Origin of the sequence: Vibrio sp. 2304, assembly GCF_033339475.1 — a bacterium.
Classification (GTDB): domain Bacteria; phylum Pseudomonadota; class Gammaproteobacteria; order Enterobacterales; family Vibrionaceae; genus Vibrio; species Vibrio alginolyticus.
The window spans coordinates 1-12,497 of sequence record NZ_JAWOUQ010000023.1; the positions used below are offsets into that span (position 1 = coordinate 1).

At 46.1% G+C, this 12,497-nt stretch carries 8 protein-coding genes and 1 pseudogene; all 9 read left to right on the forward strand.

Going from position 1 to position 12,497, the window contains the following annotated elements; genetic code table 11:
* Positions 1-71: pseudogene (locus R7P64_RS23275) on the forward strand (elongation factor Tu); the annotation flags it as partial.
* A gap of 266 nt (positions 72-337) precedes the next feature.
* Positions 338-718: a preprotein translocase subunit SecE gene (secE, locus tag R7P64_RS23280; RefSeq protein ID WP_005384680.1), complete on the forward strand. Its 381-nt coding sequence runs from the start codon at positions 338-340 to the stop codon at positions 716-718.
* Positions 719-731: 13 nt separating this feature from the next.
* Positions 732-1,280 carry a transcription termination/antitermination protein NusG gene (nusG, locus tag R7P64_RS23285; protein WP_005384681.1) on the forward strand — a complete coding sequence of 183 codons (549 nt, stop codon included), beginning with the start codon at positions 732-734 and terminating at the stop codon, positions 1,278-1,280.
* A gap of 164 nt (positions 1,281-1,444) precedes the next feature.
* On the forward strand, positions 1,445-1,873 hold the full coding sequence (gene rplK, locus R7P64_RS23290; RefSeq protein WP_005384682.1) for a 50S ribosomal protein L11: 429 nt from the start codon (positions 1,445-1,447) through the stop codon (positions 1,871-1,873).
* A gap of 4 nt (positions 1,874-1,877) precedes the next feature.
* Complete coding sequence (gene rplA / locus R7P64_RS23295) at positions 1,878-2,579, forward strand: 50S ribosomal protein L1 (protein ID WP_005384683.1); 702 nt, start codon at positions 1,878-1,880, stop codon at positions 2,577-2,579.
* 293 nt (positions 2,580-2,872) lie between these two features.
* Positions 2,873-3,367 carry a 50S ribosomal protein L10 gene (gene rplJ, locus R7P64_RS23300; protein ID WP_005382538.1) on the forward strand — a complete coding sequence of 165 codons (495 nt, stop codon included), beginning with the start codon at positions 2,873-2,875 and terminating at the stop codon, positions 3,365-3,367.
* Between the two features lie 57 nt (positions 3,368-3,424).
* Positions 3,425-3,793: a 50S ribosomal protein L7/L12 gene (gene rplL, locus R7P64_RS23305; RefSeq protein ID WP_005382540.1), complete on the forward strand. Its 369-nt coding sequence runs from the start codon at positions 3,425-3,427 to the stop codon at positions 3,791-3,793.
* A 252-nt stretch (positions 3,794-4,045) separates the two neighbouring features.
* A complete protein-coding gene (gene rpoB / locus R7P64_RS23310; protein ID WP_005384685.1) occupies positions 4,046-8,074 on the forward strand; it encodes a DNA-directed RNA polymerase subunit beta in 4,029 nt (1,342 codons plus the stop codon).
* A 104-nt stretch (positions 8,075-8,178) separates the two neighbouring features.
* A complete protein-coding gene (gene rpoC, locus R7P64_RS23315; protein WP_005382514.1) occupies positions 8,179-12,381 on the forward strand; it encodes a DNA-directed RNA polymerase subunit beta' in 4,203 nt (1,400 codons plus the stop codon).
* Positions 12,382-12,497 lie beyond the last annotated feature (116 nt).

A 12,497-nucleotide genomic window follows, 5' to 3' on the forward strand; every position in this document is an offset into this window, starting at 1 on the left:
GTCTACGTTTCGCGATCCGTGAAGGTGGCCGTACAGTAGGTGCTGGTGTTGTTGCTAAGATCTTCGACTAATTCATAGCGAATTAGCGATGCTTTCGGAAAATCTTGAATTAGATTTGACGAACCAGTAGCAAAAAGGGCATCATTTGATGCCCTTTTTCTGCACTCAACATTATTTTTGCTGTTTTCTTGTTCAGAAGTGGGTTGGGCGCAGAGCAAGATTAAGCAAAGAGGCTTAATCTTAAGAAGAGTACGCTGATTTTTTCAGCGATATGGAGTTTGCCCTGCAACAGCGGGGTTGTTGTCGTCTATATTAAGACTTGTAACAGGTTGGTTTTATGAAAGCAAATAATGCTGAAACTCCTGATAGCTCAAACGCAGCAGATACGTTTAAGTGGGTAGCCGCTTTCGTATTGGCAGCTGCCGCTGTTGTGGGTAATTACCTGTATGGTGAAATGTCTGTAGTGGTTCGTGCTGCAGGCGTTGTTGTTCTTATTGCAGCTGCCTTAGGCGTTGCAGCAACAACGACTAAAGGTAAAGCAGCGATCAGTTTTGCAAAAGAATCTCGTATGGAAGTACGTAAAGTTGTTTGGCCTACTCGCCAAGAAACCATGCAAACAACACTGATCGTTTTAGCTGTAAGTATTGTAATGGCTCTAGTGCTATGGGGTATTGACGGAATTATGGTTCGTCTAGTAGCTCTAGCAACTGGGGTATAGAGGGTTTTTATTCATGAGTGAAGCTCCAAAAAAACGCTGGTATGTGGTTCAAGCCTTCTCTGGATTTGAAGGTCGTGTAGCTCAATCTCTGCGCGAGCATATCAAAATGCACGGCATGGAAGAGCTATTCGGTGAAGTACTGGTTCCTACTGAAGAAGTAGTGGAAATGCGCGCGGGTCAGCGTCGCAAATCTGAGCGTAAGTTCTTCCCAGGTTACGTCCTTGTTCAGATGATTATGAACGATGAATCATGGCACCTAGTACGCAGTGTGCCGCGTGTCATGGGCTTCATTGGTGGTACCTCAGACCGTCCGGCACCTATCACGGATAAAGAGGCTGACGCGATTCTTAATCGTCTTGAGAAAGCGAGTGAAGCGCCTCGTCCGCGTACAATGTACGAAGCGGGTGAAGTGGTACGTGTTAACGAAGGTCCATTTGCTGACTTCAACGGTACTGTTGAAGAAGTGGATTACGAGAAGAGCCGCCTGAAAGTGTCTGTATCGATCTTTGGTCGTGCGACACCAGTTGAGCTTGAATTTGGTCAGGTTGAAAAGCTGGACTAAGACTCTTCGTTAAAGAGTATAAAAAATCACCTTTTTAGGGTTGTATAAGGCGCGGATTATGACTATAATTTCGCGCCTTTTTACTTCAAGTGAAGTAAAAAGTTTCTTACACAAACGGGGAGCTGATCCGCGATTAGCGTTTGTACCCAAACTTAGGAATTATCATGGCTAAGAAAGTTGAAGCTTACATCAAGCTACAAGTTGCTGCTGGTATGGCTAACCCTAGTCCACCAGTAGGTCCTGCACTAGGTCAACACGGTGTGAACATCATGGAATTCTGTAAAGCGTTCAACGCAAAAACAGAATCTATTGAGAAAGGTCTACCAACTCCAGTAGTTATCACAGTATACAGCGACCGTTCTTTCACGTTCGTAACTAAGACTCCACCTGCTGCTGTTCTTCTTAAGAAAGCTGCTGGCGTTAAGTCTGGTTCAGGTCGTCCAAACACTGAAAAAGTTGGTACTGTAACTGACGCTCAAATCCAAGAAATCGCAGAAACTAAAGCTGCTGATATGACTGGTGCTGACATCGAAGCGATGAAGCGTTCTATCGCTGGTACTGCTCGTTCAATGGGCCTAGTGGTAGAGGGTTAATAAGATGGCAAAACTAACTAAGCGCATGCGCGTAATCCGCGAAAAAGTTGACGTAACTAAAGAATACGAAATCAACGAAGCTGTTGCTCTTCTTCAAGAACTAGCGACTGCTAAATTCGTTGAGTCTGTAGACGTTGCTGTTAACCTAGGCATTGATGCTCGTAAATCTGACCAGAACGTACGTGGTGCAACTGTACTACCTCACGGTACTGGCCGCGAAATCCGCGTTGCAGTGTTCACTCAAGGTGCTAACGCTGAAGCAGCTAAAGAAGCTGGCGCAGACATCGTAGGTATGGAAGATCTTGCTGAGCAAGTTAAGAAAGGCGAAATGAACTTTGACGTAGTTGTTGCTTCTCCAGATGCAATGCGCGTTGTAGGTCAACTAGGTACTATCCTAGGTCCTCGCGGTCTTATGCCAAACCCTAAAGTTGGTACTGTAACTCCTAACGTTGCTGAAGCAGTTAAAAACGCTAAAGCTGGTCAGGTTCGTTACCGTAACGACAAAAACGGCATCATCCACACTACTATCGGTAAAGCAAACTTCTCTGCTGAGCAGATCAAAGAGAACCTAGAAGCACTTCTAGTTGCTCTGAAGAAAGCTAAGCCATCTTCAGCGAAAGGTACTTTCCTGAAGAAAGTAAGCATCTCTACTACTATGGGTGCTGGTGTTGCTGTTGATCAGGCTAGCCTGAACACTCAAGCATAATTTATTTGCTTAGGCGCAAAATTAGTGTATAATTTTGCGCCTAATATTTGTGGTTGGGGCTGAACTTTGGTTCTTTGAACTGTCTCCTAGTTCGAAATGAATTAAGACCCAGTCTCCGTCCAAGACCGTAGGTGTTTGTGTAAAAGCAAACTTAATTATCCTACGTAGATGGTGCCCGAACTGACAGAAAGCTCTATGTAATATAGTTAACTTTCTTCTGGGGAAGCACCTCAATAGCTCTCACTGTCGTGATGATAGTGAGTGGTGTAACGACAACCAGGAGTAAATCCAAGATGGCTTTAAACCTTCAAGACAAAAAAGCAATTGTTGCTGAAGTCAACGAAGCTGCCAGTGGTGCACTTTCTGCAGTTGTAGCTGATTCTCGTGGCGTTCAAGTTGGCGCGATGACTTCTCTACGTAAACAAGCTCGTGAAGCTGGCGTTTACATGAGAGTTGTTCGTAACACTCTTGCTCGTCGTGCGGTTGAAGGTACTGAGTACGAGTGTCTAACTGACACTTTCACTGGTCCTACTCTAATCGCATTCTCTAATGAGCACCCAGGTGCTGCAGCGCGTCTTTTCAAAGACTTCGCTAAAGAGAACAAAGATTTCGAGATCAAAGCTGCTGCATTTGAAGGCGCTTTAACTGACGCTGAAGTACTAGCAACACTACCAACTTACGACGAAGCAATTGCACGCCTAATGATGTGCATGAAAGAAGCTTCGGCTGGCAAGCTGGCGCGTACTATCGCAGCTATCCGCGATCAAAAACAAGAAGCAGCGGCATAAGCCTTGCTTTTTACTGGTTGCTTAATAAACTTATTGTTGACTTAAAAGAGAATTGTTATGTCTATTACTAACGAGCAAATCCTAGACGCAGTTGCAGAAATGTCTGTAATGCAAGTTGTTGAACTAATTGAAGCAATGGAAGAGAAATTCGGTGTTTCTGCTGCTGCTGCTGTTGTAGCTGGCGGCGCTGCTGCAGGCGAAGCTGCTGCTGAGCAAACTGAATTCGACGTAATCCTAGAAGCTGCTGGCGGTAACAAAGTTGCTGTAATCAAAGCAGTACGTGGCGCAACTGGCCTAGGTCTTAAAGAAGCTAAAGCTCTAGTAGACGGCGCTCCAGCACCTCTTAAAGAAGGTGTTGAGAAAGCAGAAGCTGAAGCTCTTAAAGCTCAGCTAGAAGAAGCTGGTGCAACTGTTGCTGTTAAGTAATTATTGCATAGTTTCTTAGCCTAACGGCTAATTGGCTGGTGGTTTTTTAACCACCGGCCTTTTTGCGCTGTAGGGTATAGGCGAATTTTCCCGCTGTTTAAGCGCCTGATATCCATGCAAAAAACATTTCATTCTTACGAAATGAAATGTCACTACAGTAAACAGCTATATTAGTCACTGTCCCTTACCCCCCTTAAGTAACTAGGAGCGGGCGGACAGTTTGGGTCACTTATCAGCGAGCTGAGGAACCCCATGGTTTACTCTTATACCGAGAAAAAGCGCATCCGTAAGGACTTTGGTACTCGTCCACAAGTTTTGGACATTCCATACCTGCTATCGATCCAGCTCGATTCGTTCGACAAATTTATCGAACAGGATCCTGAAGGTCAATACGGTCTTGAAGCCGCTTTCCGTTCTGTATTCCCGATTCAGAGCTACAACGGCAATTCTGAGCTGCAATACGTTAGCTACCGTCTTGGTGAGCCAGTTTTTGACGTTAAAGAATGTCAAATCCGCGGTGTAACTTACTCAAAGCCACTACGTGTAAAACTACGCCTAGTTATCTTTGATAAAGACGCGCCAGCAGGTACTGTAAAAGACATTAAAGAACAAGAAGTCTACATGGGTGAAATTCCACTCATGACAGACAATGGTACCTTCGTAATCAACGGTACCGAGAGGGTTATCGTATCCCAGCTGCACCGAAGCCCAGGCGTGTTCTTCGACAGCGATAAGGGTAAGACCCACTCTTCAGGTAAAGTTTTATACAACGCACGTGTTATTCCTTACCGTGGTTCATGGCTTGATTTCGAGTTTGATCCTAAGGATAACTTGTACGTTCGTATCGACCGCCGTCGTAAGCTACCAGCATCGATCATCCTTCGAGCACTAGGTAAGTCGACAGAAGAAATCCTAGATATCTTCTTCGAGAAAGTGAACTTCGAAGTGAAAGACCAAACTCTATTGATGGAGTTGGTTCCGGATCGTCTACGTGGTGAAACTGCGTCATTCGACATCGAAGCAAATGGTAAAGTTTACGTTGAGCAAGGTCGTCGCGTAACAGCTCGTCATATCCGCCAACTAGAAAAAGATGGTGTTGATCACATCGAAGTACCAGTTGAGTACATCGTAGGTAAAGTTGCATCAAAAGATTACATCAATGAAGCAACAGGCGAGATCATTGTTAACGCTAACCAGGAAATCAGCCTGGAAGCACTAGCGAACCTATCTCAGGCTGGCCACAAAGCGCTAGAAGTTCTATTCACGAACGATCTAGACCACGGTCCATTCATGTCAGAAACACTACGTATCGACAGCACGGTTGATCGTATTTCTGCATTGGTAGAAATCTACCGCATGATGCGCCCTGGTGAGCCGCCAACAAAAGAAGCTGCAGAAGCTCTATTCGAAAGCCTATTCTTCTCTGAAGAGCGTTACGATCTATCGACTGTTGGTCGTATGAAGTTCAACAGCTCTATCGGCCGTGAAGATGCTCAAGAGCAAGGCACACTTGATGAAACTGATATCATCGAAGTGATGAAGAAGCTGATCGCGATCCGTAACGGTAAGGGCGAAGTGGACGATATCGACCACCTAGGCAACCGTCGTATCCGTTCTGTAGGCGAAATGGCTGAGAACCAGTTCCGTGTAGGTCTAGTACGTGTTGAGCGTGCAGTTAAAGAGCGTCTAAGCCTAGGCGATCTTGACGCAATCATGCCTCAAGACTTGATCAACGCGAAGCCAATTTCTGCGGCAGTTAAAGAATTCTTTGGCTCTTCACAGCTTTCACAGTTCATGGACCAAAACAACCCGCTATCAGAAGTAACGCACAAGCGTCGTATTTCTGCGTTGGGTCCTGGCGGTCTAACTCGTGAACGTGCTGGCTTCGAAGTACGTGACGTACACGTAACTCACTACGGTCGTCTATGTCCTATCGAAACGCCTGAAGGTCCAAACATCGGTCTGATCAACTCTCTATCTGCGTTTGCGCGTTGTAACGAGTACGGTTTCCTAGAGACACCATACCGTCGCGTTGTAGATGGCGTAGTAACAGACGAAGTAGATTACCTATCTGCAATCGAAGAAGGCCAATTCGTTATCGCACAGGCGAACGCTAAGCTAAACGAAGATGGTACTTTTGCAGATGAGCTGATCACAGCTCGTCAGAAAGGTGAATCTGGTCTACACCCTCGTGAGCACGCTCAGTACATGGACGTTGCGACAAACCAGGTTGTATCTATCGCTGCATCGCTTATCCCGTTCCTAGAACACGATGATGCGAACCGTGCATTGATGGGTGCGAACATGCAACGTCAGGCAGTTCCAACACTGAAAGCTGACAAACCGCTTGTTGGTACTGGTATTGAACGTAACGTAGCAGTTGACTCAGGTGTAACTGCAGTTGCTAAACGTGGTGGTGTAATCCAGTCAGTAGATGCTTCTCGTATCGTTGTTAAAGTTAACGAAGAAGAGCTAGTACCAGGTGAAGCTGGTATCGACATCTACAACCTGACTAAATACACACGTTCTAACCAGAACACATGTATTAACCAGCGCCCATGTGTGATGCCAGGTGAGCCTGTATCACGCGGTGACGTTCTTGCTGATGGTCCTTCAACAGACCTTGGTGAACTAGCGCTTGGTCAAAACATGCGTATCGCGTTCATGCCTTGGAACGGTTACAACTTCGAAGACTCGATCTTAGTATCTGAGCGCGTAGTTCAAGAAGACCGTTTCACGACTATCCACATCCAAGAACTGACTTGTGTGGCGCGTGATACTAAGCTTGGTTCTGAAGAGATCACAGCGGATATTCCAAACGTAGGTGAGTCTGCTCTGTCTAAACTAGACGAGTCAGGTATCGTTTACATCGGTGCTGAAGTTAAGGGTGGCGACATCCTAGTTGGTAAAGTTACACCTAAAGGTGAAACTCAGCTAACGCCTGAAGAGAAGCTACTACGTGCAATCTTCGGTGAAAAAGCATCTGACGTTAAAGATACTTCACTACGTGTACCTAACTCTGTATCAGGTACGATCATCGACGTTCAAGTCTTTACTCGCGATGGCGTAGAGAAAGACAAGCGTGCGCTTGAAATCGAACAGATGCAGCTTAAAGAAGCGAAGAAAGACCTAACTGAAGAATTCCAGATTCTTGAGGGCGGCCTTCTAAACCGTGTTAAAGCTGTATTGATTGAAGGCGGTTACTCTGAAGCGAAACTAGACACAACTGATCGTAAGAAGTGGCTAGAACTAACGCTAGAAGATGACGCACTACAAACTCAGCTTGAGCAACTTGCTGAGCAGTGGGATGAGCTAAAAGCCGACTTCGATAAGAAGTTCGAAACTAAGCGTCGTAAGATCACTCAAGGTGATGATTTAGCACCTGGTGTACTGAAGATCGTTAAGGTTTACCTAGCGGTTAAACGTCGCATTCAGCCTGGTGATAAGATGGCGGGTCGTCACGGTAACAAGGGTGTAATCTCTAAGATCAACCCTGTTGAAGACATGCCATACGATGAGAAAGGTCAGCCTGTAGACATCGTACTTAACCCACTGGGTGTACCTTCGCGTATGAACATCGGTCAGATCCTAGAAGTACACTTAGGTCTGGCAGCGAAAGGTATCGGTGACAAGATCAACCAGATGGTTAAAGAGCAGCAAGAACTAGCGAAATTCCGCGAGTTCCTACAAAAAGTTTACGATCTAGGCGACACTCGCCAGAAAGTAGACATTGCTTCTCTATCTGATGATGAAGTACGTACTCTGATCAAGAACTTGCGTGGCGGTCTACCAATCGCGACTCCTGTATTTGATGGCGCTCCAGAAGAGTCAATCAAAGCACTTCTTGAGCTAGCAGATCTACCAACATCAGGTCAGTTAACACTGTTTGATGGTCGCACAGGTGATGCGTTTGAGCGTCCTGTAACTGTTGGTTACATGTACATGCTGAAACTGAACCACCTTGTTGATGACAAGATGCACGCTCGTTCAACTGGTTCGTACAGCCTAGTAACTCAGCAACCACTAGGTGGTAAAGCTCAGTTCGGTGGTCAGCGTTTCGGTGAGATGGAAGTATGGGCACTAGAAGCATACGGTGCTGCTTACACGCTACAAGAAATGCTAACGGTTAAGTCGGATGACGTTAACGGCCGTACTAAGATGTACAAGAACATCGTAGACGGTAACCACAGCATGGAACCTGGCATGCCAGAATCGTTCAACGTACTGTTGAAAGAGATCCGCTCGCTAGGTATCAACATCGAGCTAGAAGACGAAGAGTAATCCTTTTCTCTCTTGATGAAAGTCGAGAGAATCAAAGCGATTATTTGGAAGAAGGTGCTCACTTTAGCGAGTGAGCTCCTTTTAACTCCTTACAGGAGCTGATTGTGAAAGACTTATTAAACTTTCTAAAAGCACAGCATAAGACCGAAGAATTTGATGCAATCAAAATCGGTCTATCTTCACCAGACATGATCCGTTCATGGTCTTTCGGTGAAGTTAAAAAACCTGAAACGATCAACTATCGTACGTTCAAACCTGAACGCGATGGTCTGTTCTGTGCGCGTATCTTTGGTCCAGTTAAAGACTACGAATGTCTTTGTGGTAAGTACAAGCGCCTGAAGCACCGTGGTGTTATCTGTGAGAAGTGTGGTGTAGAAGTTACACAAACTAAAGTTCGTCGTGACCGTATGGGCCACATTGAACTGGCTTCACCAGTAGCTCACATCTGGTTCCTAAAATCGCTACCGTCTCGTATCGGTCTACTAATGGATATCCCTCTACGTGATATCGAACGCGTTCTGTACTTCGAAATGTACGTAGTAACAGAGCCTGGTATGACTGATCTAGAAAAAGGTCAGATGCTTACTGAAGAAGAGTATCTAGATCGTCTAGAAGAGTGGGGCGACGAGTTCACTGCTAAGATGGGTGCGGAAGCTATCAAGGACCTACTAGGTTCTATGGATATGCACGCTGAAGCAGAACAAATGCGTGAAGAGTTAGAGACAACAAACTCTGAAACTAAGCGTAAGAAAGTAACTAAGCGTCTTAAGCTGGTAGAAGCGTTCATCGCATCGGGTAACAACCCAGAGTGGATGATCCTAACTGTACTTCCAGTACTTCCGCCAGATCTACGTCCTCTAGTACCTCTAGATGGCGGTCGCTTTGCGACTTCTGATCTTAACGATCTATACCGTCGTGTGATCAACCGTAACAACCGTTTGAAGCGTCTTCTAGAGCTAGCTGCTCCGGACATCATCGTACGTAACGAAAAACGTATGCTGCAAGAGTCTGTTGATGCGCTACTAGATAACGGTCGTCGTGGTCGTGCGATCACAGGTTCTAACAAGCGTCCTCTGAAATCTCTTGCTGATATGATCAAGGGTAAACAAGGTCGTTTCCGTCAGAACCTTCTAGGTAAACGTGTAGACTACTCTGGCCGTTCTGTAATCACAGTAGGTCCATACCTTCGTCTACACCAGTGTGGTCTTCCTAAGAAGATGGCACTTGAGCTATTCAAACCATTCATCTACAGCAAGCTAGAGACTCGTGGTCTTGCGACTACAATCAAAGCTGCTAAGAAAATGGTAGAGCGTGAAGAAGCGGTCGTTTGGGATATCCTAGACGAAGTAATCCGTGAACACCCAGTACTATTGAACCGTGCACCTACACTTCACCGTCTAGGTATCCAGGCGTTCGAACCAGTACTGATCGAAGGTAAAGCGATTCAGCTACACCCACTTGTTTGTGCGGCGTACAACGCGGACTTCGATGGTGACCAAATGGCGGTTCACGTACCTCTAACTCTAGAGGCACAGCTTGAAGCTCGTACTCTGATGATGTCGACAAACAACATTCTGTCGCCAGCGTCAGGTGATCCGATCATCGTACCTTCTCAGGACGTTGTATTGGGTCTGTACTACATGACTCGTGAAAAGATCAACGTGAAAGGTGAAGGCATGTACCTTTCTGGCCCAGAAGAGGCTGAGAAAGCATACCGCACTAAACAAGCTGAGCTTCACGCACGCGTTAAAGTACGTATTACAGAAACTGTTGTAGACGAAGACGGCAACAGCACTACAGAAACCAAGATGGTAGACACCACTGTTGGTCGTGCAATGCTATGGCAAATCGTGCCAGCTGGTCTACCGTACAGCATCGTTAACCAAAAGCTAGGTAAGAAGCAAATCTCTAACCTACTTAACGAGGCGTACCGTAAACTAGGTCTGAAAGACACAGTAATCTTCGCTGACCAAATCATGTACACAGGTTTCGCATACGCGGCACTTTCTGGTGTATCTGTTGGTATCGACGATATGGTTGTACCAGCAGCTAAGTACACTGAAATCGCAGAAGCGGAAGAAGAAGTACGTGAAATCCAGGAACAGTACCAATCAGGTCTTGTTACTGCGGGCGAACGCTACAACAAAGTTATCGATATCTGGGCATCGACCAACGACCGTGTTGCGAAAGCAATGATGGAAAACCTTTCATCTGAAACGGTAGTTAACCGTGACGGTGAAGAGGAACAGCAAGAGTCATTCAACAGCATCTATATGATGGCGGACTCGGGCGCTCGTGGTTCTGCAGCACAGATTCGTCAGCTTGCGGGTATGCGTGGTCTGATGGCGCGTCCAGATGGTTCAATCATCGAAACGCCGATCACAGCGAACTTTAAAGAAGGTCTAAACGTACTTCAGTACTTTATCTCAACGCACGGTGCTCGTAAGGGTCTTGCGGATACGGCACTGAAAACAGCGAACTCGGGTTACCTAACTCGTCGTCTAGTAGACGTTGCTCAAGACGTTGTTGTAACTGAACATGACTGTGGCACTCACGAAGGTGTCGACATGATGCCTCACATCGAGGGTGGTGATGTTAAAGTTGCACTTTCTGAGCTTGCTCTTGGTCGTGTTGTTGCTGAAGACGTACTAAAACCTGGCACTGAAGACGTTCTTATTCCACGTAACACCCTGATCGATGAGAAGTGGTGTCAAATCATGGAAGAGAACTCAGTAGACAGCATGAAAGTGCGCTCTGTAGTAACGTGTGATTCTGACTTCGGTTGTTGTGCACAATGTTACGGTCGTGACCTAGCACGTGGTCACCTAGTGAACCAAGGTGAAGCAGTGGGTGTTATTGCTGCTCAGTCTATCGGTGAGCCAGGTACACAGCTAACGATGCGTACGTTCCACATCGGTGGTGCGGCATCGACAGCAGCGGCAGAGAACAGTGTTCAAGTTAAGAACAACGGTTCTATCAAGCTACACAACGCTAAATCTGTATTGGCTGATGACGGTAAGATCGTTATCACTTCTCGTGCGACAGAGTTAACTATCGTTGATGAGTTTGGTCGTACTAAAGAGAAACACAAACTGCCTTACGGTACGCTACTAAGCAAAGGCGATGGTGATACAGTTCAAGCTGGCGAAACAGTTGCAAACTGGGAAGCGCACACACTACCTATCATTACCGAGGTAGCAGGTCGCATCCAGTTCGTAGATATGATCGACGGCGTAACAGTATCTCGTCAAACGGATGACTTAACTGGTCTATCTTCAAGCGAAGTAACTGACCCAGCAGCTCGCCCTTCAGCAGGTAAAGATATGCGTCCAGCTATCAAACTTGTTGACGAGCAAGGTAACGATGTAATGATCCCTGGTACTGATATGCCAGCTCACTACTTCCTACCTGGTAAAGCGATTGTGAACATCGAAGATGGCGCAGCAGTAGGTGTTGGTGCAACACTAGCACGTATTCCTCAGAAGTCTGGCGGTAACAAAGATATCACCGGTGGTCTTCCACGAGTTGCTGACCTATTTGAAGCACGTAAGCCGAAAGAGCCTGCAATCCTTGCTGAGCACACAGGTACTGTGAGCTTTGGTAAAGAGACGAAAGGTAAACGTCGCCTAGTGATCACACGTGAAAGCGGTGAAGCTTACGAAGAGATGATTCCTAAGCATCGTCAGTTGAACGTATTCGAAGGTGAAAAAGTTGAACGTGGTGACGTGATCGCAGATGGTCCAGAGTCTCCACATGACATCCTACGTCTACGTGGCGTACACGCGGTAACGCAGTACATTGCTAACGAAGTACAGGAAGTTTACCGTCTACAAGGCGTTAAGATTAACGATAAGCACATTGAAACTATCGTTCGTCAGATGCTACGTAAGTGTACTATTACTCACTCTGGTGACTCTGAGTTCCTACCTGGTGAGCAGATTGAATACTCACAAGTTAAGATTGCTAACCGTAACCTAGAAGCTGAAGGCAAAGAGCCTGCACGTTTCGAACGTGAACTACTAGGTATTACTAAAGCATCTCTAGCGACTGAGTCGTTCATCTCTGCGGCATCGTTCCAGGAGACAACTCGCGTACTAACGGAAGCTGCGGTTTCTGGTAAGCGTGATGACCTACGTGGTCTGAAAGAGAACGTAATTGTTGGTCGTCTGATCCCAGCTGGTACTGGTTTCGCATACCACCAAGAGCGTCAAGCTAAACGTTCTGAAGCGCAAGATGGTCCTTCTGCTGAGCAAGCAACGGATAACCTAGCGGCACTTCTAAACGCTGGTTTCTCTTCTGAAGAGTAAGTCATATAACGAGTAATCGTTAAAAGCTTAAGAAAAAGGCACCTTCGGGTGCCTTTTTAGTTTTTTATACTGCTTTGTTCTTCCGGTGGGATTTTCGATAAAGCTAGAAACAAAAA